The organism is Pseudomonas fluorescens (genome assembly GCF_001902145.1).
GTDB lineage: Bacteria > Pseudomonadota > Gammaproteobacteria > Pseudomonadales > Pseudomonadaceae > Aquipseudomonas > Aquipseudomonas fluorescens_BV.
Map to the genome: position 1 here is coordinate 386889 of NZ_MRST01000027.1, position 23119 is coordinate 410007.

At 62.7% G+C, this 23119-nt stretch carries 21 protein-coding genes; 3 read left to right on the top strand and 18 right to left on the bottom strand.

Annotated elements, in window-relative coordinates; translation table 11 throughout:
• Positions 1-136 precede the first annotated feature (136 nt).
• Both BUE92_RS24680 and BUE92_RS24685 read left to right on the top strand, forming a co-directional pair.
• Positions 137-973, top strand: coding sequence for a 5'-nucleotidase, lipoprotein e(P4) family (locus tag BUE92_RS24680; RefSeq protein ID WP_073526829.1), 837 nt, complete (start codon positions 137-139; stop codon positions 971-973).
• Between the two features lie 87 nt (positions 974-1060).
• Entirely contained in the window at positions 1061-1843 is a 783-nt protein-coding gene (locus BUE92_RS24685; RefSeq protein ID WP_073526830.1) for a hypothetical protein, read from the top strand.
• 3 nt (positions 1844-1846) lie between these two features.
• Here the strand turns inward: BUE92_RS24685 and BUE92_RS24690 are convergent, their stop codons facing one another.
• The 18 genes from BUE92_RS24690 to BUE92_RS24780 all read right to left on the bottom strand — a co-directional run bounded on the left by BUE92_RS24690 (position 1847) and on the right by BUE92_RS24780 (position 20726).
• Positions 1847-2269: a RidA family protein gene (locus BUE92_RS24690; protein WP_073526831.1), complete on the bottom strand. Its 423-nt coding sequence runs from the start codon at positions 2267-2269 to the stop codon at positions 1847-1849.
• A gap of 11 nt (positions 2270-2280) precedes the next feature.
• Positions 2281-3864 (bottom strand): flavin monoamine oxidase family protein, encoded by a 1584-nt coding sequence (locus BUE92_RS24695; protein ID WP_073526832.1) that lies wholly within the window; start codon positions 3862-3864, stop codon positions 2281-2283.
• 10 nt (positions 3865-3874) lie between these two features.
• Positions 3875-4798 (bottom strand): ABC transporter substrate-binding protein, encoded by a 924-nt coding sequence (locus BUE92_RS24700; protein ID WP_073526833.1) that lies wholly within the window; start codon positions 4796-4798, stop codon positions 3875-3877.
• 18 nt (positions 4799-4816) lie between these two features.
• Entirely contained in the window at positions 4817-5590 is a 774-nt protein-coding gene (locus tag BUE92_RS24705; RefSeq protein WP_073526834.1) for an amino acid ABC transporter ATP-binding protein, read from the bottom strand.
• Entirely contained in the window at positions 5583-6554 is a 972-nt protein-coding gene (locus tag BUE92_RS24710) for an amino acid ABC transporter permease (protein ID WP_073526835.1), read from the bottom strand. Before BUE92_RS24710 ends, BUE92_RS24705 begins: the two co-directional genes overlap by 8 nt.
• A gap of 19 nt (positions 6555-6573) precedes the next feature.
• Entirely contained in the window at positions 6574-8967 is a 2394-nt protein-coding gene (locus BUE92_RS24715; RefSeq protein WP_073527215.1) for a TonB-dependent receptor plug domain-containing protein, read from the bottom strand.
• A 910-nt stretch (positions 8968-9877) separates the two neighbouring features.
• Positions 9878-12004, bottom strand: coding sequence for a type II secretion system secretin GspD (gene gspD / locus BUE92_RS24725; RefSeq protein ID WP_073526836.1), 2127 nt, complete (start codon positions 12002-12004; stop codon positions 9878-9880).
• Between the two features lie 5 nt (positions 12005-12009).
• A complete protein-coding gene (locus tag BUE92_RS24730; protein WP_073526837.1) occupies positions 12010-12510 on the bottom strand; it encodes a general secretion pathway protein GspN in 501 nt (166 codons plus the stop codon).
• Complete coding sequence (gene gspM / locus BUE92_RS24735; RefSeq protein ID WP_073526838.1) at positions 12507-13109, bottom strand: type II secretion system protein GspM; 603 nt, start codon at positions 13107-13109, stop codon at positions 12507-12509. Before gspM ends, BUE92_RS24730 begins: the two co-directional genes overlap by 4 nt.
• The gene (locus BUE92_RS24740) at positions 13084-14076 is read right to left on the bottom strand and encodes a type II secretion system protein GspL (protein ID WP_073526839.1); all 993 of its coding nucleotides are present in this window, start codon (positions 14074-14076) and stop codon (positions 13084-13086) included. Before BUE92_RS24740 ends, gspM begins: the two co-directional genes overlap by 26 nt.
• On the bottom strand, positions 14073-14774 hold the full coding sequence (locus BUE92_RS24745; protein WP_073526840.1) for a general secretion pathway protein GspK: 702 nt from the start codon (positions 14772-14774) through the stop codon (positions 14073-14075). Before BUE92_RS24745 ends, BUE92_RS24740 begins: the two co-directional genes overlap by 4 nt.
• Positions 14771-15379 (bottom strand): prepilin-type N-terminal cleavage/methylation domain-containing protein, encoded by a 609-nt coding sequence (locus BUE92_RS24750; RefSeq protein WP_073526841.1) that lies wholly within the window; start codon positions 15377-15379, stop codon positions 14771-14773. The genes BUE92_RS24745 and BUE92_RS24750 overlap by 4 nt, the downstream gene beginning before the upstream one ends.
• The gene (locus BUE92_RS24755) at positions 15376-15708 is read right to left on the bottom strand and encodes a type II secretion system protein (RefSeq protein ID WP_073526842.1); all 333 of its coding nucleotides are present in this window, start codon (positions 15706-15708) and stop codon (positions 15376-15378) included. The genes BUE92_RS24750 and BUE92_RS24755 overlap by 4 nt, the downstream gene beginning before the upstream one ends.
• Positions 15705-16130 (bottom strand): prepilin-type N-terminal cleavage/methylation domain-containing protein, encoded by a 426-nt coding sequence (locus BUE92_RS24760; RefSeq protein ID WP_073526843.1) that lies wholly within the window; start codon positions 16128-16130, stop codon positions 15705-15707. The genes BUE92_RS24755 and BUE92_RS24760 overlap by 4 nt, the downstream gene beginning before the upstream one ends.
• A 7-nt stretch (positions 16131-16137) precedes the next feature.
• Entirely contained in the window at positions 16138-16548 is a 411-nt protein-coding gene (gspG, locus tag BUE92_RS24765) for a type II secretion system major pseudopilin GspG (protein ID WP_143170029.1), read from the bottom strand.
• Positions 16549-16568: 20 nt separating this feature from the next.
• Positions 16569-17765 (bottom strand): type II secretion system inner membrane protein GspF, encoded by a 1197-nt coding sequence (gene gspF, locus BUE92_RS24770; RefSeq protein ID WP_073526845.1) that lies wholly within the window; start codon positions 17763-17765, stop codon positions 16569-16571.
• Positions 17762-19429 (bottom strand): GspE/PulE family protein, encoded by a 1668-nt coding sequence (locus tag BUE92_RS24775; RefSeq protein WP_256674003.1) that lies wholly within the window; start codon positions 19427-19429, stop codon positions 17762-17764. Before BUE92_RS24775 ends, gspF begins: the two co-directional genes overlap by 4 nt.
• A 256-nt stretch (positions 19430-19685) precedes the next feature.
• Positions 19686-20726 (bottom strand): LacI family DNA-binding transcriptional regulator, encoded by a 1041-nt coding sequence (locus BUE92_RS24780; protein ID WP_073526846.1) that lies wholly within the window; start codon positions 20724-20726, stop codon positions 19686-19688.
• A 199-nt stretch (positions 20727-20925) separates the two neighbouring features.
• Here BUE92_RS24780 and BUE92_RS24785 point away from each other — a divergent pair, with 199 nt between their 5' ends.
• Positions 20926-23118: a TonB-dependent receptor gene (locus BUE92_RS24785; RefSeq protein WP_073526847.1), complete on the top strand. Its 2193-nt coding sequence runs from the start codon at positions 20926-20928 to the stop codon at positions 23116-23118.
• Position 23119: the final 1 nt, after the last annotated feature.

The following is a 23119-nucleotide window of genomic DNA, read 5'->3' on the forward strand; positions in this document are numbered from 1 at the left end:
TTCAACGCTCGCTACATTACCCGCCAAGGGTGAAGCCTGGCTTTAAGACGATTCCGAAACAGCACCGAGCCGCGAGCCTCGCAAATGATTAGACTGGCGCGCCGACCACGCCACCACGTTCCTCGAGACCCAGCCCATGCGCAACCTGTTCTTCGCCAGCCTCTGCTTGCTCACCACCGCCCTCGCGGGCTGCCAGCAACACCCGCCGGCCAATGACCAACTCGACGCCGTGCTCTGGACCCAGACCTCCATCGAGCACGAGCTGATCTACCGCCAGCTCTTCGCCAATGCCACCCGCCAACTGGATGTCGCCCTGGCCGACCCGAGCTGGGACGCCCTGCCCTTTGCCCCACGCAACCTGGCCGGCTTGCCCCCGGCAGTGGTGGTGGACATCGACGAAACCCTGCTGGACAACGTGCCCCTCAACGCCCGCGACATTATCAATAATCAGGTCTATTCCTATGATCGCTGGAACACCTGGGTCGACCAGGCCAAGGCCCAGGCACTGCCAGGCTCGGTAGCGTTCCTGCAGGCGGCCAGGCAAAAAGGCATCCAGGTTTACTACCTCACCAACCGCGAACACAGCCAGGTCGCGGCCACCGCCAAAAACCTGCGTTTGCGCGGCTTTCCGATTGAGAGCGACGCACAGATCCTGGCCGCCAGCACCCCCACCGGCCACTGCGAAAGCGCGGGATACGGCAAGCAGTGCCGCCGCCAGTGGGTCGCCAGCCATGCCCGCGTGCTGTTGATGGCCGGTGACTCGCTGGGAGATTTCGTGCAAGCCGAACACAACACCCTGGATGCACAACGCAAGGCCGTCAAACCCTATGTGAATTGGCTAGGCCAGCGTTGGTTCCTGCTGCCCAACCCTAGCTACGGCAACTGGTACAGCGCGCCGTATGGGGATGATGAAACACTGCCGTTTGCGCAGAAACGCAGGCTCAAGCAGAGCGCACTGCTCATGCAAGAGTAGCCTTGGTAGCATAAGAACGTTTTTGAGTGACTGCTCACGAGCAACGCACCAGCAAGAACACTTTTACTTGACAGGAAGTCCACCAAAATGACCATCACAATTATCAGCATGCTGATACTTTCGTTTGTTGCATTCGCTTTTCTCAGCAGAGTGGCGATCGTCCAATTACGCAAAGAATATGGTGATGATCTAAGAGTCACCTTCTATCTATTTTCCCTAACGATGGTCATTACCCTCGCGTTAGCGACGTACGCATTCATAACGGGCGCAATCGGCAATGGAACATTCCAAGGACCGATTGGATCATTCCTCAGTCGCCTATTGACTGTAATGCTTGACCTTGAAAAGGACTTGATGATCTTGCTGGTGATCGTAGGCATCATCTTAATACCCCAAGTGCTGAACTACATAATCTGTGGATTCATAGGCTGCGCGTCTCCGGTGATTTTTATTGAAGGTAGCCTGACATTTCTGATATGGGGCGTCATCAAAGCTTTTTCCGTGTCCGCGGCCATATTTGCTTCGCTATTCATTCTTTATGCAGGCAGTGTCCTTAAAACCAACGGACATGAAATGCTTGGAACGCTGTACATGGCGTCAATGTCGCTGTCCTTTTCACTTACCACACTTATGCTTTATAGGGACTCGCATGGCGCGGTTGTCGCACTTCAGACGAAATTTCCAAAACTCATGAACAAACTCGCCAGCCTGCATGCATTGGCTGCCCGACATGAGCAAAGCTCTGCTTCAAATAAGAAAATCAAGCTTGCGGAGCAGAGCAAGCAATCTACAGCGCATTTATCATCCAAAAGAACGACTGATGACACACATGCGCAGACCTCATCGAGCCCCCAAGAAGCACAGTCTTAAGGATCAAAGGTTCCTTGCCGCAATTGCCTCCACCTCCACCAACGCCCCCGGCAACGGCAGCGCCACTACTTGCAACGCGGTGCGCGCCGGTTTGTTTGGCTGTTCGGGCGTGCCAAAGAACTGGGTATAGCCGCGCTGCAACCCGGCAAAATCCAGCTTGCCACCGGTCTCTTCGGCGCCGACCAGAAACACCCGTAACTGCACGATGTCGCCCAGGTCCAGGTCGTGTTGGCGCAGGATCTGGCGCAGTTTGTTGAACACTGAAACGCTCTGCACTTCGGTGTCGCCATACACCCCAGGCACCTTCGGGTCGGCGGAGTCCGGCAGCGTGCCGCTGACAAACACCAGGCTGGCCGAGGCCGGCACGGTGACGGTTTGCGAGATGGGGAATTCGCCGACGCTGGTGCGTTGGATACTGTCGCTCATGGTGCTGCTCCTCAGGATGCGGCCAACGCCGCGAGTTGGTGTTGTTGGGTGATGCGCTCGGCCAGTTGCGCGACCACATGGCGCGCCGAGTTGGCTGCCGATTCCTGCCAGATACCCACGCCGCTCTGCACCAGGCCATCGCCGGCGAAGTACACCCGGCCATGGGGCTGTTCAAGCAAGGCGTGGGCCTGGGCGGGGAAGTTTTCGCGTTGCAACCACGGGCCTTCGCTGTAGGGGATCTGCTCCCAGGACACCGCCAGTGGATGGCGCAAATGCCTGGAACAATCTGGATGCAACAGCTCCACGGCTTGCCGGGAAGCGGCGTACTGCTGATCGAGGGGCTGGCCGCCAAACACGTCGGCGCCCTCGCCGGTCACGTAACCGGCCACCAGCACGCCTTCGCGGGTGTTGAGGTCGTTGCTGGGGTACCACAGCAGGCGCGCCGGGTGCTCGATCCACGACAAGCCGCCGTAGGTACGGTAGTCGGTCTCCCAAAAGCGCGGGGATTGCCAGGCCACCTTGGTCGCCTGGTCGCTGCGGGTGCTGAGCAAGGCCGCCTTGACCGGCGCGCTGAAGTCGGTATCGAGCTTGGCCAGCAGGGGCAGCGGCAAGGTAGAGACCAGAAAGTCGCCACGCACCACCTGTTCACGGCCACTGTGCTGGTCGTGGTAGGTCACGGCCACGCCGTCCTCCAGCTGGCGGATCTGCCGCACCTGGGCGCCCAGTTGCACCTGCTCCTGCACGCGCCGGTAGAAGGCTTCGGTGATGCGGTCCATGCCGCCCACCGGCTGGAACATGGTGGCCGAAAATTCCGGGAACTCGGTGTGCAGTAAAGCCCCCCAGAGTTCCGGGTGCAGCAACCGCTCTAACGTCAACGGGCTGCGGCGGTCGGGCAAGGCGCCAGGGTGGGCGGCGGATTCAAGGTGCCCCGAACGCAGGGTGCCCTCGAACGCCAACGCCTGGGACAGGTCGCCATAGACCTGCAAAAAGGCCAGCAGGCGCGTGCGCTCTTCGCCACTCAGCACATCGTCAAGGGCATCGCGTTGCACCGCCTTGGCCAACAAGCCGGATAAATGCCCCCGCGTATCGTTGAGCGCCTGGCCGACGCTGAACGCTGCCTGGCTCAGGTCCGGTCGCACCTGAGCACCATGACTGCTGTTGACCAGCACTTCCAGGGGCACGCCCAGTTCACTGCAATAGTCGAGGATCGTGCGGTGCTGGCTGGGGATGCGCGCCGGGCCGGCGTTGAAATACTGGCCTGGGTCAAACCCCACCGTTTGCGAGCGACCGTCCTTATAGTCCACGCGGTCGCCGTTACGCAGGGTCCAGGTGCGTCCACCCACGCGCTCACGGGCCTCCAGCACCTGCACACTGAAGCCGGCGCGCGTCAATTCCAGCGCAGTGACCAGCCCGGCAATCCCGGCGCCCAGCACCAGAACCCGAATGCCCTGCCCCAGGTCGTCCTTGAGTTTCAGCGGTTGCGGTCGGCGGTGTGACGATGGGCCCAGGCCCAACACCGCCAATGCGTCCTTGACCGCCTTCTCACCGCCGACTGCGGCAATACTCGATAGCGCTTCACGTCGTGTCAGTCCCATGTCGATGCTCCTAGTCCGGCAGGCCCGGTGGGTTGATCAGCGACTTGTCGACGCGCTCGACATCCAGGCCCCAACGTTGGAGCACCTGCTCGTATTGGCCGCCGGCAATCGCACCCTGCAGTGCCGTGTGGATCGGCTGCACCAGGCCGTTGTCCTTGCGCGTGGTCACCGCGATATCCGCCTGCAACGGCCAGCCACCATTAACGGTGCCCACACGCTTGATGCCGCCGGTGATCGCTGCCGAATAGGCATACACCGAGTTCGGCCCGAACAGTGCGTCGCTGCGCCCAGACTGCACCGCCAGTTGTGCGGCGGCCTGGTCGTCGAAGTACTGCAACAGCGCAGGTTTGAGGCCGGCTTTCTCATTGGCCTCGTTCCAGGCCAGCAGGACTTTTTCCTGGTTGGTGCCGGAGCCGACGATGATCTTCAGCCCGGCAATGTCCGCCGCCTGCTTGATCTCACTGATCTTGCTGGTGCTCTTGACGTAAAACCCGAGCACATCCTGGCGGTAGGTGGCGAAGTCGAAACGCTTTTTGCGCGCCTCGGTCACAGTGACGTTGCTGATCACCGCGTCGTACTTGCCCGAGCTGACGCCCAGGGGCCAGTCTTCCCAGCTGGTCTGCACCACATTGAGTTGCAGGCCAAGGCTGTCGGCCACCAATTGGGCGGTGTCGGCCTCGCTGCCGATGGTGGTTTTGTCGTCACTGGCCAGCAGCGCCAGCGGTGGCCCGGCTACGCCTGATACGGCCACGGTGAACTTGCCCGGCTGGGCGAATTTGAAGCCTGGCGGGATCTGCGCGATGGCCGCTTCATTGCGTGGCGCATGGATGCGCGGGCGATCGGGGCTGAGGTCGACCTGTTGCACGGCAAATGCGCTGTGGGCACCGGCCCCGGCAATTGCCAACAGGACGACACGGGCAGTGGTGATAAACATGGGCAGTCACTCCTTGAACTAAAGCACTTTGCCGAGAAAGGCCTGGGTGCGGGGATGTCGGGGTTGGCGCAGGATCTGTTCGGGCGGGCCTTCTTCGATCAGTTGGCCGTCGCAGAGGAACACCACGTGGTCGGCCACTTCGCGGGCAAAGCCGATCTCATGGGTGACGATCACCAGGGTCACGCCCAGTTGGGTCAGGCCCTTGATCACGTCGAGCACCTCACCCACCAGTTCCGGGTCGAGGGCCGAGGTGGGCTCGTCGAACAGCAGCACTTTGGGGTCGAGCGCCAAGGCCCGGGCGATGGCGACGCGTTGCTGTTGGCCGCCGGAGAGCTGGCGCGGGTAGGCGTCGGCCTTGTCCGCCAGGCCGACCTTGGCGAGTAATTCATCGGCCTTGTCACGGGCCTGCAGCCGGCTCCAGCGCTTGTGCGCCAGGGGCGCTTCGGCGATGTTTTCCCAGGCGGTGAGGTGGGGAAACAGGTTGAAGTTCTGGAACACGAAGCCCACGTCGATGCGGCGCTTGAGGACCTCGCGCTCGGTGAGTTCATAAAGCAGGTCGCCTTTGCGCCGATAACCGACGTATTCACCGTCGATGGTGATGTGCCCGCTGTCGATCTTCTCCAAGTGGTTGATGGTGCGCAGCAAGGTGGACTTGCCCGACCCGGACGGCCCGAGGATCACCGTGACCTTGCCAGGGTCAATGCTCAGGTCGATATGATCGAGTACCTGCTGATTGCCAAAGCGCTTGCCCACGCCCTGGATCTGGATGCGCCCGGCGCGTGCTTCAGGCATGGGCCTTCTCCTTGAACCAGCGGCGCACGCGCTGCAACGGCGTGGGTGGCAGCACCCGCGCGGTGCCCCGGGCGAAGTGGCGCTCGACGTAGTACTGGGCGCTGGTGAGCACGGTGGTGATGATCAGGTACCAGACCGTGGCGACGATCAGCAACGGGATCACCGCCTGGGTGCGGTTGTAGATGACCTGCACGGTGTAGAACAGCTCGGGCAAGGCCAGTACGTAGACAATCGAGGTGCCCTTGACCAGGCCGATGATTTCGTTGAACCCCGACGGCAAGATCGAGCGCAGCGCCTGGGGCAGGATGATCCGGAAGATGCGTCGAGAGGCCGGCAGCCCCAAGGCCGCCGCCGCTTCATGCTGGCCGGCATCCACGCCGATCAGCCCACCGCGAACGATCTCCGCCGCGTAGGCCGCCTGCATCAGGCTCAAGCCCAGGACGGCCACGGTAAATTGGCTGAGCACATCCACCGTCGACCATTCGGCGAACACCAGGTCGGTGAACGGCACGCCTAACACGATGTGGTCGTACAGGTAGGCAAAGTTGTAGAGGATGATCAGCACCAGCAGTGCCGGCATCGACCGGAAAAACCAGATATAGCCCCAGGCCAACGCCGCCAGCAACGGCGAACCCGACAGCCGCGCCAGGGCCAGCGCGGTACCCAGCAAAATGCTGAACACTGTGCTCAGCAGCGTCAGCAGCAACGTCTGGCCCAAGCCGCGCAGCACCGAGGGCGAGAAGAACCACTGGCCGAACACGCCCCATTCCCAGCGCGGGTTGGTGGCCAGGGAGTGCACGATGGCGAGTAATACCAGCGCGGCGAAAATCGACCCGGCCCAGCGCCAGGGGTGCCGGGCCGGCACCACGCGCAACGTCTTGATCGGCGTGGCGACATGGCGCTGGCGCAGCGGTTGGGCGCTGACTTCATCCAGCAGGTCATAGGGTTTGGCGACAATGGGCATGTTCTTTTCCTCGCAGGCCTCAGAAGGCGTAAGTCAGCCGGGTGTAGTAATACCCACCGGTAAAACCGTAGGGCGAATAGGTGCCGTAGCTGGCAACCATGGTGCTGCTCGGCACTCCTTGTTTCTTGGGATAGAGGTCGAACAGGTTCTTGGCGCCGATGGCGATGTTCAGGTCTTTGGTGAGGCTGTAGCCCAGGTCGAGGTCGGTGATCCAGCGGGCGTTGTAGACCCGGTCCAGGTCACGATTGGCCGATGAGTTCACTTCCTTGTACGAGCCGTAGCGGGTCAGGGCCAGGTTGAGGTTGAAACGTTCGATACTCCAGTCACCGCCCAGGATCAGCTTGGTGTTGGGTTGCACGCCGGTGATCAGGTTGCGCGCCTGGCGGTCCATCAGGTCGTAGGACGTACCAAGAATGTGGGTGGATTCCTTGTAGTTGAGGATCTGGGTCTGGTTCCAGTTGAACGCGGCGGTCCACTTCAGCGCGCCGAACGCGCCCAGGTCCTGGTTGTAGCTGCTGACCAGGTCCAGACCCTTGGTGCGAGTGTCGGCGCCGTTGATAAAGTACTGGCCGCCGGAGGTGGAGTTGATGCCGTTGTTCTGCAGCACCTGGGTGACTTCCGGGCCCAGCAAGGTGCCGGTAAGGGTGATGCGGTCACGCAGGTTGATCACGTAGGCATCGGCGGTGAAGCTCAGGCGGTCGGTGGGCGTGAGCGTGAAACCAAGGCTGAAGTTGGTGGATCGCTCGGGCTTCAACGCCTGCGCGCCTAGCGCCTGGGCCGCCGCCGAGCCCACGGGGAGCACGCCATAGTTGATCGACTGATACACGCCATCGACGACGCCATAGGTGGTGGAGCGCGCACTGAACAGACTGTTGGCCAGGGACGGCGCACGAAAGCCATTGCTCACCGTGGCGCGCACTGCGAACTGCGGGGTGAAGTCGTAGCGGGTGGTCAGCTTGCCGCTGCGGGTGGCGCCCACGCCCTCGTTGTAATGCTCATAACGCACCGCCGTGCCGACGTACCAGTCCGGCAAGGGGTTGAAACCCACATCCACATAACCGGCCAGGCTGTTGCGTGACGTACTGCTTTCTTCGTCCGGTGAAATACCGTTGGTGACCTGTGCCCCGGACGATGCGCAGTTACCCGGCGCCACGCAGTAACCGCCATTGGCATAGGACGCGTAATCGCCGGCTTGCACCTCGTAAGTGTCGCGCCGATGCTCGAAGCCGTAGGACAGGTCCAAGGGCTTTTGCAGGCCGATATCGAAGCCACGCTTGAAGTCCAGGTTGGTGGTCAGCTCGGTGGAAATCCAGGTGCCGGAGGTGAAGCTGTTGGGCGTGGCTTCGCCCAGGGAAGGGTTCTGGTTGTGGGTGGTGCCCTGCTCCGCTTCGTTGCGCCCGTAGGTGGTGGACAGGTCCCAATCCCACTCGCCCACAGTGCCCTTGCCACCGAACGCCGCCTGGAAGTCGTCTTCGTCGATGTACCAGGTCGGGGTGTACCCGGCCGGGTAACCGTTGGGCCCGGTGGTGATGGTGTTGGTGATGGTCGGCAGACGGTAGTTCTGCCCCTGCTCGGCCTTGCGTCGCGAGTAGGTGGTAAAGGAGTAGAGGCTGAGGCTGTCGTCGATCGGCAGCTCGGCGTTGTAGCCCAGGGTCAGCAGGTTGGTCTTGGGCGTGCCGTAGCCGCCATAGGTGGACTTGCCCGCCAGGCCATAGGCTTGCTCATAGGTGTAGCCGTTGGCGCTGGCCTTGTTGTCATCGTTCTGGCTGCGCGCATCCAGGGCCAGTTGCACGATGCCGCCGTTGCCGATTTCGAAGCCCTTGTTGAGGCTTTGCTGCACGGTCTGTTTCTTGCCGTCGTAGCCAAGGCCCGCGTGGGTCACCGAGGTACCGCGGGTGTCGGCCTTGAGGATCACGTTGATCACCCCGGCGATGGCGTCGGACCCGTATTGGGCAGCCGCACCATCGCGCAGCACTTCGACATGGTCGATGGCGCTGATGGGGATCAGGTCCAGGTCAGCCGGCGCCGCGCCGGTGTTGATGCCGTTGATATTCAAGGTGGCACTGGTGTGGCGGCGCTTGCCGTTGACCAGCACCAACACTTCGGCGGCGCTCAAGCCCCGCAGGTTCGGTGCCCGGGCAATGCCGCTGGCGTCCCAACCGGTTTTTTCCGGCAGGGTCAGCGAGGGGATTACCGCGCTCAAAGCCTCCATCAACCCGGGCTTGCCGGTGTTTTGCAATTGCTGGGCGCTGACCACGTCAATCGGCACCGGGCTGCTGGTGACCGTGCGCTGCTCGGCGCCACGGTTGCCGGTCACGACGACCGTCGACAAGGTGCTGTCATCCTGGGCCTGTGCCGCTGCGGCGAACAGCGACAGGGTCAGGGCAGCAGTAGGTTGCAGAATTTGCTTCATATCCATTCCCAGCTTTTTCCAAAGCGCAAAGTCGGGCAGGCACGCGCCTGGCGCGGCGTGGCCGGTATTCAAAGGGGCGATGCGGCTTGGGCTAGGTGTGGGGCAAGCGAGGGGTTTGAAGTGGCAACATACGTTGAGCTCCCGTCCAACGACTCTGCTGCGGCGGGATGATTACCCGGTCAGGCGCGCAGAATCTGAATCACGCTGGGTACCATCCGAGGTCAGGGGTAGGCTGTTGGGATCAAACATAACGGAATGGATTTTAAAAATATAATGCTATTTGGGCATAAGCTAATATTCCCTACTTTCATTATTTCTAAAAATAATTATTCATAAAAATGATTTTTCATCTGAGCGCGCAGAGCGCTCAAAGTGTGGCAGGGGGCTTGCTCCCGATGACTGTGGGCCAGTCAAAATGCATTTACTGACACGCCCCCATCGCAACGGTAGCTAACGACGGTAACCACGATGCGAAGCGAGCCGCTCTTGATCTTGATCTCAGGCGCCCCGTTAAACCACGCTGGCCGAACGCAGGCTTGAATTCGTGGGTAACCCGGCAGGACGCCGGGTTAGCCGCCCCGCGCCATGGATGGCGCGTGGCGGCGGCCCACGGATTCAAGACTGTGTTCGGGCACACCGAGCCTAGGCGAGGTGCCGAGTGGTGGGGCAAGAGCCCTTTGGTTACTTTGGGGCTCTTTTCCAAAGTGACCCGCCGTCAGGCGGAACCCTAAGTGGCCGTTACCGCAGCAATGGATATGTACTCGGTATAACTGCATCAGCTGTCAGGCCGCTTTCGCGAGCAAGCCCGCTCCCACAGTTTGATTGCGGGGTGTCAGGTAGATAGGCGTCGGCTGGCAGGCCGTCATCGCAGGCAAGCCAGCTCCCACATTGGTACTCGGTGCAGCCGGGTTTATTGAGCCGGGCGCAACAGCTGCATCTGCTGGCGATAATCATCCGTCACCTGCCGCGCCTGGCTGCTGCTGGTGATCACCCTCGGCGTAATCAGCACAATCAGCTCCGTGCGGTCCTTGGATTTGCCGGTATTGCCAAACAACCAGCGCAACCCCGGGATCTTCCCCAGATAAGGTACGGCGCTGACACTCTCAGCGTTGTCCTGCTTGATCAACCCACCGAGCAGCACAGTCTGGCCACTCTGCACCGCCACCTGGGTCGATACCGAACGCGTGGAAATACGCGGGTTCACCGGCGTCTCACTGCTGCCCGCCGGGTTCTGGGCATCACTGACCTGTTGCTGGATATCCATGTACACCAGCCCACCCGGGTTGATACGCGGCACCACATCCAGAATCACCCCCGTCTGCACATATTCCACACTGCTCAAGGTGGTGTCGGCGTCCCCGGTATTGACGGTGGTCTGGCTGATAGGAATGTTGTCCCCCACCTGGATCTGCGCCGGCTGGTTGTTCATCACCACCAGCGATGGCGCCGACAGCACCTGGGTGCGCCCGTTGGTTTCCAGGGCGTGCAGGGCCACTTGCAGGTTGGAGCTGACGAAAGAGTAGAACAACGAGTCCGCCGCGCCCAGCCCTGCCCCGCCACCGCCGAGGGCGCCTTGGCTGCCGGAGGCGTTGGCCACCGTGGTGCTGGTGGAATTACCGGCCAGGCGGCCCAGGTACCACTGCACGCCCAGGTCCAGTTCACCGGTGAGCTTGACCTCCAGAATGCGGGTCTCGATCTGCACTTGCAGCGGTGGGTTGTCGAGGCGTTTGATCGCCGCTTCGATTTCCTTCCATTGCGCCGGGCGGGTGCGCACCAGCAGTTGGTTGCTGCTTTTTTGCGCGGTGATGCGCGTGCCGGCTTCGAGGGCGCTGGTGGGCAATGCCTGGGTGTTTTCGGCAGGCTCGGATTCAGGTTCTTCGGCTGCGGGCACCGGGGCGCTCGCCTGCAAACCGGCACTGGTGGACGAGGACAAAGTGGTGGTACGCAAGCCCGGCGCTACTTTCGCCGGGGCGTCATCCTTGATCGCGCCGTTGCCGTAGATCTGCCGCAGGTACTTGGCGAGGTCGGCGGCCTTCATATTGCGCACGTCGTACACATACATCTGCGGCTCGTTGCCGCCGCCCTCGTCGATGGTGCGGATCCAGTCGCCCACTTCGCTGAGGTACTGGGGCTGGGAAGAAATCGCCACCACCGAGTTGGTGCGCTCGACCGGCAAGAACCGCAGCATGCCGGCCAGGGGTGTGCCACTGTCCGCGCCGAACATGGCTTGCAGCTCGGGCATCAGCTCGGCCACCGAGGCGCGTTGCAGGCCGAACACCGCCACCGACATGCCCTTGAGCCAGTCCACGTCGAAGGTGTCGATGGTGTCCTGGTAGTTGGCCAGTTCGTCGGGCGTGCCGGCCAGGCTCAGGACATTGCGCGCCGGGTCTACCAGCAAAAAAGCGTTTTCACGGGCGAAGGGCTTGAGCAGTTTCTGCATCTCGGTGGCCGAGATATAGCGCAGTGAAAACAGACGTGCCGAGAGGCCGCTGGCCGGTTGCGCCACGCGCATCTGCGGCACCAGCTTGCCCGCCACTGCCTGGTTGGCCGGCAGGATCACATAGCGGTTGCCCTGCTTGATCATGGCGTTGTCGGTCCAGGACAGCAAGGTTTCGAGAATCGACAGCGCCTGCTGTTTGTCCACGGGCTTGGAGGTGGAGAAGCTGACAGTGCCCTTCACGCCCTCGGCGATGCTGTAGTTCTCGTGCAGCAGGTCGCCCATCACGCTGTTGATCACGGCCTCGATGGGCTGATCGGCGAAGTTGAACACGATGTCGCCGCCCTGCTCCGGCACGTTTACAGGCGCCTTGGGCTGGCGCACAAACGCTTGATTGCCACGAATCAGCTGGCGCTGCGGCGGAGCCTGGGTGGCAGGTGGAGGGCTTTCGGCCACAGGCGCCTGAAGCGGCGGGCGTTGTGCGCCGGTGCCCTGCAGGGCCTCGTGCAGCAGGTCGTTGTCCGGGTCGAGGGTGTCGGGAAAAGATCCACAGCCGCCCAAGGAGACGGCGGTAGCCAGGCAAAACAGCGAAGTGCGCATATCGATCAAGGGAGAGACTCGCGGGGAAGTGAGATCAGGGGTAACCGCTTACCGTAGAGGCTCAGGGTCTGGGTGCGCCCGTTGAGGGCGAAACGGGCGTATTGCGGGGTCAGGTGTTCCAGGCGCCAGCCGTTGGGTAACGCCTGGCCCAAGCGCACCGTGAGCGTTGGGCCACCGGCTTGCTTGAGCATGGCCATTTGCAGGTTGCCGGTGATCATGATGCCGCTGAGGGTCAGGTTGGCCAGGCTCGCCACCTGGGCTTTGCCCACCTCCCGGTCCGGGCGGCGATCCGGGCTGAACAGCGGCGCTTGCCAAGTGCCGGCAAGGTCTTGCAACGCTGGCGTGGGAGCGGCCTGCACCTGGAACGAGGGTGGCGCGTGCACCGGCGCATCGGGTAACCACCGCGGAGCATCGCCGATGCTGCTGAGGATCATCGCCATCAACAGCCCCAAGAGCCCGGCCACGCCGAGCCAGCCCCATTCAAGAGGACGCAATGGGCCAATCATGGTGCCACCCGCGCCGGTTGCAGGTAGCCGCGCACCAGCAGTTGCACCGCCAGCTTGCCTGCCCCGCCACTGGCTGGCGCCTGTTTGTCGCGACGGATATGCAGCTCATCGACGAACAGAAAAGGCGGTTGATATTCCAGCCCATGCAGGATCGCGGTCAGCGGTTCGATGGCGCAATTGAGCGTGAGGCTGACCTTGACCTGGCGATAGGGCTCGCTGTCATCCTGTTCGGGCGTGATCGGCTTGCGCTGGGTCAGGTTGCAGCCGCCGCCGAGGTTGGCGTGGCTGTTGATCAGGTCGGCGAGACGCTGCATCAGGTCGGCGGCGACCACATCCGGGTCGTCCCCCGGCAACAGGCTGGCGCTGCTGGCCGGGTCTTGCTGTGCTTGCGCCAGCTGTTCGCGCAAGGCATCGCCCTGGCGTATGACGCTGGCATAGCGCTGCTGCTGTTCACGCAACTGTTCGGCCTGTTCACCCATGGCCCGCAGCGGCCCGGCGAACCAGCTGTCGATCAACAGCCAATAGGCCGCGCCGAGCACCAAAGCCAGGATCAACAAGGCGGCGCCGCGGCGTTCACGGGGTGTGAGGGGTCGGCGCATCGGCGGCCTCCTGGCGTAAGTGGGCACGCAAGGCAAACTGGTCCTTGCCGGTGCGTGCGTCGGGTTGAATCACCCCTTCGAACTGCGCGTTGTCCAACCGCTGGCAGCCTTTGATGCGGCTGATCAGGCCACTGGCCTTGGCGCTCTGGCCGGAGAAACTCACCTCGCCGTCCTTGACGTCCAATTGGTCGAGCCAGGTGTCGGCGGGCAGGCAGTTGGTCAAGTCATTCAGCAACGCGGCCAGGGGGGGTTGCGCCTGTTTGCGCCGGGACAGGTACTGCGCCGCGCCACGGGTGTTGAGCAGTTGCTGGCGCAGGGCGTGCACCTGGGCGACCTCGGCTTTTTGCTGCTGGACAGTGGCGTGCATGCTGTCGAGTACCCGCTGGCGGTCGTTGAGCCACAACAGCATCGCCGCAATCAGCAACGCGCCGCACAACCACGGCAGGCTGCGCTGCAATTGCTTGCCGGCAGGCCGCGAACGCGGGCGTAACGGCGCGGGCAGCAGGTCGATACCCAGGCCCGCCACATCCACGCGGTGTGGGTACAGGCCGAGGGCGGCGCAGTCAGTGAGGACTTGGTCAAGGCGCTCGCGTAGGATCGTCACCACCCTCACCTCCAGGTGGCTGGGTGTGCGCCGCTCCTGACGGGCGACAAAGTAGAGCTGCTCGGCGTTGAACGGGGTGTAGCGGTCCAGTTCATAGCCAACCACCTCCACGAGGTTGCGCGCGGCAGCCAGAGGCAGTTGCACGCTTTGCTGCAACACGGCATCAGGAGCAAGCATCAGCACCTGGCGCGCATTGCCTGGCACCACCGGTGCCGTCAGCGGCCAGTGATGAACGTGCTCGGGCGGTTCCTGGAACGCCAGCCACTTCGGCATACAGCCGCGTAACTCCGTGAGCCACAGGCGCCAGCCTTGTTGCAGCAGGCTGCCGCGCCAATAGCGGGCAATCGGTTCGAGTTGAATCATTCTTGCCACCGCACCACCCGATAGGGCTGTGCGCTGTCCTCCGCAGGGCTCAATAAAAGGGTCAGTCGCAGGCGTGCCTGATAGCCGCCGGGGCGCTCAGCGCGGCTGTCGATTTCCACGACCTGGCCGGGGTCGACACCCTCGGCGTTCTGGCGTGGCAGGTTCAACGCCTTGCGCATCAAGGGGCTGGCGAATGCCGGAGCGGGCCGGTCGAGGTCGCTCCACAAGGTGATGTGCGGCAGTAGTTGGCTGTAGAGCGCCTGGGTCATGCCGGGGAGTTGACGTACCTCCTCCAGCACCCGAAACGGCGCCAGGCCCTGATGGCGGCGAGTCTCAAGGGCCTTGGCCAATTGCTGGGCCTGAACCGGTGTAGCGCCGCAGGCCAGGGCCAGGCGCGTGAGGTCTTGGGGGGCGGCGTTGACCAGGTACAGCTTGCCGCGCTCACTGCGCACACTGACCTGCAAGCGGGCGTCGTCGAAGGTCAGCGCAGTAGAACGCCCGTCCGCCACCCACTGCCCTTGCGCCATGACCTGTGCGATACCGGCCTGGGCGGCCAACAGTGTCTGAGTGTGCTGACGCAGCCACAGCGCCTGGCGACTTTGCAGTTGCACCCACCCGGCCAGGCCACCCAGCAATACGCTGAGCAAGGCCAGCACCCACAACACCAGCAACAGGGCCGCACCGCGTTGGCGCTTCATTCTTCGCTGCTCGCGCTGGACAGGTTCAGGCGCAGCGCAACCACCAGGGTGACCCACGACACCGGCCCGTCGACGGTGGCGTCGATACGCACCGCTGTGGGCAGGCGCCGGGGCCAGGGCCACGGGCTCAACCAGTCGGTGGGCTGGCCCAGTGGCGAGACACCGCGATAGCTGAACTGCAGCGCCTCGACGTCATGCAAAAGCACCTGCGGCTCATCGCGCTGCGCGTTGGCGTGGGAGGCCCTCTGCGAAAAAGCCACCTGCAGATCCTGCCCGACCCGTTGCAGGGTAAAGCGCTGGATACCCCCGCCCAATACACCGGGCAAGGTCGCCACAAACTGCAGACGTTCAGGCGTGCCGATAAAAAAACCTTCGGCCTGGCTGTCATCGTCAGTGAGCTTCAGCGGCAGCGCCTCGCTGATCGAGGTGCGCAAAAACTGTTGGGCGGCGCGCATTTCATCCAGGCTGACGGTGTAGGCCTGGGCCTTGGCCACCGCCCGATTGGCCCCCAGCAACGCTGCGCTCACCAGCAGCAACAATACCGACAGCAAGCTGAGCACCACGAGCACTTCCAGCAACGTGAAGCCCTGCTCACGGCGCTTCACAGGCGCGCCTTCAAGGTGCTGAAGTGCGCCTGATGCGCGCCTTCACGCACGTTCAGGTCGAGACGAAACAGGTGCGGCTGTTGGCGGGTACTGGTCAGTTGCCAATGGATACCCTCGAGTTCGCCTTGGCGGGTTCCCTCCGTCAGCGGGCCGGCGGCTTCCTGGTCCAGCAGCGTGAGCGCGGCATGGCTGAGGCGGTCGCTGTGGGCCACCTGGGACAAGGCGCGCGCACTCTGGCCGAAGGCAACCAGTAACACGCTGCTGCACACAGCCATCAACGTCAGGGCGGCGAGCATTTCCAGCAAGGTGAAACCGGCCTGATGCTTCATGGCAGCGCCTTGGACTGCACACTGCCGGTAAGCCAGCCAATGTCGATGCGCCAACGACGGCTGCCGTTGGCCAGCAGCAGGTTACCGCCGGTAGAACTGCCGTCGGGATAGAACACCACGGCGGACCCTGCCTGCTCGGCACTGTGCAAGGTCACTTGCACCTGCGCTGGCCACTGCTGTGACGCACGCCCTGGCGCCTGGAATGTGCGGCCCTGGAGGTCAAATTGAGTGTGCGCCGCCTCGCCGCTGACGATCGCGCTCGCCCGCGTGGCGCGCAGCGCCTCGACCATCTGCGCGACCACCCGCCGCTCCTTGGCCACCTGCAGCCCTTGCCGTACACCCAGCCCCAACAACCCCGCCGCAATGCCGATCAATAGGATGACCACCAGCATCTCCAGCAGGGTAAAGCCTCGCTGGGCCACGGGCGGGTTATTCCCAGTTGCCCAGGTCGGCACTGTAGCCCTCGCCGCCGGGTTGGCCGTCCTGGCCGTAGAAGATCAGGTCGAAGGCGCCGTGTTCACCAGGGAAGCGATAGCCGAACCCATGGCCGAACGGGTCTTTCAACTCCGAAGGCTTGGCGTAGGGGCCGGTCCAGTTGGAAGCACTGGCCGGCTTGTCGAGCAGCTGTTGCAGGTTGTTGGGTGGCGCCCCCACGTCCAGAGCGTAGCTGTCGATCTTCATGCTCAAACTGGCCAGTTGCGCCTTGCCCGCGCCGTATTTGCCTTTATCCACATTGCCACCGACCTGGCGCACCACAATGGTCGCGACAATGCCGAGCAGCACGATCACCGCCAGCATTTCCAGAAGGGTGAAGCCGCCTTGGCGGTGTCGGGTTTTCATCGGTTCTGCTCCTTGAAAGTTCATATATGGCTGGTGAGGCTCATCAGCGGCAGCATGATCGCAAGCATGATCACCGCCACCAGCACCGCCATGACCACGGTCAGGGTCGGCACCATTGCCGCGAGCAAGCGTTCGATGGCGCGCTTGGCCTCGACGTCGAAGATGTCGGCGACCTTGAGCAGCATGCTGTCCAGTTCACCGGCCTGTTCACCGACTTCAATCATGTGCAGCGCCAGCTCCGGTAGCAGCGGCTGGCGGCCGAACGCATCGGCCAGGGTGCCGCCGCCCTTGACCCGTTGCGCTGCCAGCGCCACTTGCGCCTGGAGTGCACGGTTGCTGCAGACTTGCCGGGCGATCACCAGCGCGGGCAGCAGCGCCACGCCATTGCTGAGCAACGTGCCGAGGGTGCGGGTCAGACGGGCGGCTTGCACCTGTTGCAGCAGCGGGCCGATCACGCGGATGCCCAGCAGGTGACGGTCGTGACGCTCACGGCGCAGGGGGTCACGCAGGCGCGCCGCCAGGATCCATCCACTGATCGACAACCCGGCCAGCACCGCCAGGCCATAGGCGCCGAGGAACTCGCCGAGCGCCAGGATCACCTGGGTGATCAGTGGGATCGGTACGCCAAGGTCCTGAAAAATCGGTACGAATTGCGGCACCACATAGGCCAGCAACAGCGCGAGGGAACCCAGTACACCCACCACCAGGAACGCCGGGTAGATCAGCGCATTGATCACCTCGCCGCGCAGCAACTGGCTGCGTTCCAGATAGTCGCTGAGCTGGCGCAGGGTGCCTTCCAGCGCCCCGCCGGCTTCACCGGCGCGCACCATGCTCAGGTACAGCGGGGAAAACGTGCCGCCCTCCTCCTCCAGCGCCGCCGACAGCGGTTTGCCGGCCTTGACCTGGTCGCGAATGCGCTCGATCAAGGCCCGCACCTGAGGATGGCGGGCTTGCTTGAGCAACAGGTTTAAAGCGCGTTCGAGGGGCTGGCCGGCGCCCAATAACGTGGCCAATAGCTGGGTGAAACTCACCAGCGCTGCGCCCTTCAAGTGCCCGCGTGCCTGGCGCAACAAGGGGCTACTGGCCGTTTCGATGTGCAGCAGCAACCAGCCACGCTGATGCAAGACGGCGACGGCAGCGGCCTGGTCAATAGCTTGCAGCGTGCCGCTCTGGGCCACGCCCTGGCTATCCAGGGCGCGGAACTTGAACAGGCTCACGCGTCATCTCCACGGGTGACGCGCAGCACTTCTTCCAGGGACGTCACACCGGCCAGGGCCTGGCGCAAACCGTCTTCATACAAGGTGCGCAAACCGGCGCGGCGGGCGGCGTGCTCGAGGCTGGCGGCGTCGGCGTGGCCCATCAGCAGGCCACGCAACTCGTCGTTCATCACCAACAACTCAGTGAGGGCGCTGCGGCCGTGATAGTCACCGCGGTAAAGCAGGATCGGGCGCTGCTCGGTCAGGCGATCCAGGCCGTGCTCCTTGATCAATTCCGGCGGGGCCTGGAAGGCCACGCGCGTGGCAGGGTCCAGGCGCCGCACCAGGCGCTGGGCGAGAATACCGCTGACCGTGGAGGCAATCAGGTAGCTCTCCACGCCCATGTCCAGCAAGCGCGTGATGCTCGCAGCGGCGCTGTTGGTGTGCAGGGTCGAGAGCACCAAGTGACCCGTGAGGGAGGACTGCACGGCGATACGGCAGGTCTCAAGGTCGCGGATTTCGCCGATCATGATCACGTCCGGGTCCTGGCGCACGATGGCGCGCAGCGCTCCGGCAAAGTCCAGGCCGATGGCCGGCTTGACCTGGATCTGGTTAATCCCTTCAAGCTGATATTCCACCGGGTCTTCCACGGTGATGATCTTGCGTTCAGCCGTGTTGAGCTGCGACAACGCGGTATAGAGCGTGGTGGTTTTGCCCGAGCCCGTGGGCCCGGTGACCAACAGGATGCCGTGGGGCCGCGCCAATAGATCCTGGAAGGCCGCCAGGCGCGGGCCATCAAAGCCCAGGCTGGGGAAATCGAACTGCACGGTCTGCCGGTCCAACAGGCGCATCACCACCGATTCGCCAAAGCTGGTGGGCACCGTGGACACCCGCAAGTCCAGCGCCTTGCCCTGGATACGCAGCATGATGCGCCCGTCCTGGGGCAGGCGTCGTTCGGCAATGTCCAGGCGCGCCATGATCTTCACCCGCGAGATCACCGCCGCCGACGAACTGGCGGGCGGCGCTTCGGCGTCGTGCAGCACGCCGTCGATGCGGTAGCGCACCTTGAGTTGGTGTTCGAAGGGTTCGATATGGATATCCGAGGCGCGCTGTTCCACCGCGCGCTGCAGGATCAGATTGACCAGGCGAATCACTGGCGCTTCGGAGGCCATATCCTTGAGGTGTTCGATGTCTTCCTGCACGCCGCCCTGCTCATCGAGGTTTTCGATCAGGCTGCCCATGGCGGAACGGCCCTGGCCGTAATAGCGCTCGATCAGCGTGTCGACTTCATTACGCGAACCGACGGCCAGCCAGACCGGCACCTCACAGGCATACGCCAGGGCCTGGAACGGATACCACTGCGCCGGGTTGGCGGCCATTACGCGCAACCCGCCCTGATGCCAACCCATCGGCACGACCTGGTAATGACGCATAAAGCGCTCGGTGAGCACGGGGAGCGGGTCGAGCAACGGCGGCGCGGCGTCGGCCAACAGCAGTGGCGCATTCAGCAAATCCGCCCAGGCGCGAGCCAGTTCGACTTCGGACACCAGGCCCAGGCGCGTGAGTAAACCGAGCAAGTCGCCAGGCTCAGTGGATAAACGCTGGGCGCGTTCCAGATCAGCGATTTTGAGCCCGGCGTGCTGCATCAGCCACGCGCACACCTGGTCGGTATGCGGGATCTGCATCTTGCAAGCATCGATGGGCGCTGACGACATCATTGAGGAATATCTAACGTTGCGAAAAGTATGGCTATTTAGAACTACCGAACAATGCCATTAGTTCGCCATAGCCCAGGCAGGCGTTAGCCGGGTGTATCGACTGGAAGTTATAGCCCTAGTTCCGGATGAGGGGGTAATTAAATACAAAACATTGCCAAATGCACTGATTTAGAGCGCTGGCAGCCAATAGCCACTAGTTGCAATTAGCCATATTCAAGGTTGTTCAGGTGCTCTCTCGTTCAATTAACTGACAGTGCAAAAGATTCAAGCGTTTAACTTCCTCATTGGTGGCTAATGCACCCAGACTTTGCAGGACGCGTGTGGCGGCGAGCACACCGATCTCCAACGCGGGTGGCTGGAGGGTGCTGAGGCTGGGCAGCAACATGTGGGCAAACGGGTAGTCGCCAAATCCCAATACGGCGCAGTCCTGGGGGATGCTCAGCCCGGCGCGTTGACCGGCCAGCAAACCGCCGGCGGCGAGGTTGTCATTGGCGAAGAAAATCGCGTCGGGCGTGATGGCCTGCCCCATCAGCGCTTCCATGGCCTGCTTGCCCGCTTCAAAGGGTGCACGGTCGGCGTCGGGCACAAAGACCCAGGGCTGCACACCCAACTCGCAGAGGGTCGCGCAAAACCCATCGCGCCGCTCCAATGCGCTGAAGTCGCCCACCGCACTGTTCTGTACAAAGGCGATGCGCCGATAGCCCTTGCCATGCAAATAGCGCGCAGCGGTGACGCCCACTTCATAATGGGAAAACCCCACTTGCAACGGCGTGCGTTCAGGCACGTAGTCCCAGGTTTCGACGATCGGTATATCTGCCTCGGCGATCATCTTCTCGGTGCCAGGGCTGTGAAAGCGGCTAGTCAGCACCAGCGCTGCCGGCGACCAGCCGAGAAAGGCACGCACCGCGCTTTCCTCCTGCTCGATGCTGAAATAGCTGGAGGCCAGCAACAGCTGGTAGCCGTGACGACTGAGGGTGTCGCTGAAGCCTTGCAGCGTATTGGCAAAAATCGGCCCCGAGATATTCGGAGTCACCATCGCAACGATTTTGCCGCGCGCGGAGGCCAACCCGCCGGCCACCAGGTTCGGCACATACCCCAACTGCGCGACCACCTGGGCGATACGTTCACGGCGCTCGGGTGAAACCTGTTCAGGTTGGTTGAAGTAACGCGACACCGTAATGGCCGACACCCCGGCCTGGCGCGCCACGGTGTTCAGGGTGACGCGGCCGGCGCCCCGGCGCTTGCGCGGTGTGTGTTCGTCCACGGCAAAACCTCAAAAAAGGAATATAAAACTAATTTTTTAGTATTTGACGCTCTAAACGGCCCGCTTCAATAATGCCGATGTTAGCGCTAACAAAGCGCGCTGTCTGCTACTCGCTCGAGCGAATGCCCAAGACATTTTCACAGGCGCTGACGGTCGCAGAACCGCAGCGGACCAGGGTATTTTTTCGAGCGGGCACAGCATGCATAACTTTCCACGACACTCCCATTTATTGCTTCTGGCTGGCCTCAGTGCCCTGCCCGTCTGTGGCGCTGTTGCGGCTGACGAGCAGGAACCCACGCTCCAATCCGTGACAGTCACCGCTACCCGCCGCGAAGAATCGCTGCAAAAAGTCCCGGTGGCCGTCTCGGTGCTCGATGGCGAGCAACTGGAGCGTGACAATCGCAACGGGGTGGCGAGCATCGCGCAGCAAGTACCGTCGCTGAACTTTCGCACCGGCGCGTCGAACAAGGACACGTCATTGTTCGTGCGCGGCGTGGGCACCATTTCAACCTCGCCGGGCGTTGAGCCAACGGTGGCTACGGTGATCGATGGCGTGGTCTATGCACGCCCCGGCCAGGCCACGCTAGACCTGCTGGATTTGGAGCGCATCGAGGTGCTGCGTGGCCCACAAGGCACGTTGTTCGGTAAGAACGCGTCGGCCGGTGTGCTGAATATCACCAGTAAGGCGCCGACCGCCCAGACCCACGGTTTTATCGACCAGTCGTTCTACAGCGGCAATGAAAGCCGCACGCGCTTCGGCATCGGCGGCAGCCTGGTGCCGGAGGTGCTCAAGGGCTCGATCAGCACGTTGTTCGGCAGCTACGACGGTAACGTCGATAACCGCCACAACGGTCAGGAGGTCAACGGTTACAACCACAAGGGCATTCGCGGCAAGCTGGAATTCACGCCCAACGATGACGTGAGACTGACCCTGATCGCCGACTACATGCAGTCCCACGATGACGCGCCCAATGGCGTGGTCAGCAAGTCCCTGAGCCCGGCGTTCAGCAATGCGCTGGGCCCGGTGCAGGCATCCCGCGACAACCGCGATATCAATACCGATACCCGCAGCCATGTGGAAGACACCAACAAGGGCTTGTCGGCGCAGTTGGACTGGAACCTGGGCGACTACACCCTCACCTCGATCACCGCCTGGCGTGGCTGGGACAATACCCAATATCAGGATGGCGACCGTCTCGGCACGGTCACCGCCGTGTTCCCCGGCACCGCCGACAAAGGCGACCTGGCGTTCGACCAGTACTCCCAGGAGCTGCGCCTGGCCTCGCCCAAAGGTGAGTTCCTTGAGTACGTCGGCGGCCTGTTCTACATGCATGGCAAGGATGAGGAAACCTACCAGCGCACCCTCACCACCACGGCGCGGGTCGATAGAGGCGTTGCCGACTACAGCACCACCAGCGACAGCTACGCGGCGTTCGGCGAGACCACGCTCAACTTCACCTCGCGCTTTCGTGGTATCGCCGGGTTGCGTTACACCCATGACGACTTGAAGTACGACCATCGCCGCGTGTCCACCTCCCCCACGACCGTCAGCGGCATCCAACCGGCAACATCAAGTTCGGGTTCGGTGGACGAGGACGGCTGGTCCGGTCGGCTGGGTGTGCAGTACGACCTCAGCGACAACATCACCAGCTACCTCACCTACTCGCGTGGCTACAAAGGACCTGCCTACAACGTGTTCTTCAACATGCAGCCGCGCGACACCGACGCGCTCAAGCCGGAGACCTCCAATACCTGGGAAGCCGGGATCAAGGCCACTGCCTGGAACAACCGCCTGACCACCAACCTGGCGGTGTTCCACAGTGACTACGACAACTACCAGGCCAACTTTTTCGACACCGTCGCCGGCCAAGTCGTGACGCGCCTGATCAACGCTGGCAGCGTCAGCACCGAAGGCGTCGAACTCGATTACGCGTTGCAAGCCACCCAGCGACTCAAGCTCTCCGGTGCCCTGGCCTATACCCGGGCACGCATCGATGAGTTCACCTGCCCGCCAGGCGCTGCGGCAACGTGCAACGTCAATGGCAAGCCACTGCCGTTCAGCCCGGACTGGAAAAGCTACGTGCGCGCCGACTACAGCATCCCTCTGGATAACGGCCTGGATATCGAACTGGGCACTGACTACAGCTGGCAGAGCGAAGTGCAGTACGACATCAGCCAGAACCTGGACACAAAGCAAGGCGCGTACGGCATCTGGAACGCCAGCGTGGCGGTGGCTGACTACACCAATGGTTGGCGCGTTGCGCTGTTGGCGAAGAATCTCGCCGACAAATCCTACTCACCGCTGCTGGCCAGCGGCGGCAACTACATCTACCGCGCCGTGCCTCGTGACGATGAGCGTTACTTCGGCGTGCAACTGCGCAAGGATTTCTAGC

Excerpts from the sequence above, each read along its gene's own strand:
- BUE92_RS24680 (WP_073526829.1), top strand. The coding sequence starts at position 137 with ATGCGCAACCTGTTCTTCGCCAGCCTCTGCTTGCTCACCACCGCCCTC.
- BUE92_RS24685 (WP_073526830.1), top strand. The coding sequence starts at position 1,061 with ATGACCATCACAATTATCAGCATGCTGATACTTTCGTTTGTTGCATTC.
- BUE92_RS24690 (WP_073526831.1), bottom strand. The coding sequence starts at position 2,269 with ATGAGCGACAGTATCCAACGCACCAGCGTCGGCGAATTCCCCATCTCG.
- BUE92_RS24695 (WP_073526832.1), bottom strand. The coding sequence starts at position 3,864 with ATGGGACTGACACGACGTGAAGCGCTATCGAGTATTGCCGCAGTCGGC.
- BUE92_RS24700 (WP_073526833.1), bottom strand. The coding sequence starts at position 4,798 with ATGTTTATCACCACTGCCCGTGTCGTCCTGTTGGCAATTGCCGGGGCC.
- BUE92_RS24705 (WP_073526834.1), bottom strand. The coding sequence starts at position 5,590 with ATGCCTGAAGCACGCGCCGGGCGCATCCAGATCCAGGGCGTGGGCAAG.
- BUE92_RS24710 (WP_073526835.1), bottom strand. The coding sequence starts at position 6,554 with ATGCCCATTGTCGCCAAACCCTATGACCTGCTGGATGAAGTCAGCGCC.
- BUE92_RS24715 (WP_073527215.1), bottom strand. The coding sequence starts at position 8,967 with ATGAAGCAAATTCTGCAACCTACTGCTGCCCTGACCCTGTCGCTGTTC.
- gspD (WP_073526836.1), bottom strand. The coding sequence starts at position 12,004 with ATGCGCACTTCGCTGTTTTGCCTGGCTACCGCCGTCTCCTTGGGCGGC.
- BUE92_RS24730 (WP_073526837.1), bottom strand. The coding sequence starts at position 12,510 with ATGATTGGCCCATTGCGTCCTCTTGAATGGGGCTGGCTCGGCGTGGCC.
- gspM (WP_073526838.1), bottom strand. The coding sequence starts at position 13,109 with ATGCGCCGACCCCTCACACCCCGTGAACGCCGCGGCGCCGCCTTGTTG.
- BUE92_RS24740 (WP_073526839.1), bottom strand. The coding sequence starts at position 14,076 with ATGATTCAACTCGAACCGATTGCCCGCTATTGGCGCGGCAGCCTGCTG.
- BUE92_RS24745 (WP_073526840.1), bottom strand. The coding sequence starts at position 14,774 with ATGAAGCGCCAACGCGGTGCGGCCCTGTTGCTGGTGTTGTGGGTGCTG.
- BUE92_RS24755 (WP_073526842.1), bottom strand. The coding sequence starts at position 15,708 with ATGAAGCATCAGGCCGGTTTCACCTTGCTGGAAATGCTCGCCGCCCTG.
- gspG (WP_143170029.1), bottom strand. The coding sequence starts at position 16,548 with ATGAAAACCCGACACCGCCAAGGCGGCTTCACCCTTCTGGAAATGCTG.
- BUE92_RS24775 (WP_256674003.1), bottom strand. The coding sequence starts at position 19,429 with ATGCAGATCCCGCATACCGACCAGGTGTGCGCGTGGCTGATGCAGCAC.
- BUE92_RS24785 (WP_073526847.1), top strand. The coding sequence starts at position 20,926 with ATGCATAACTTTCCACGACACTCCCATTTATTGCTTCTGGCTGGCCTC.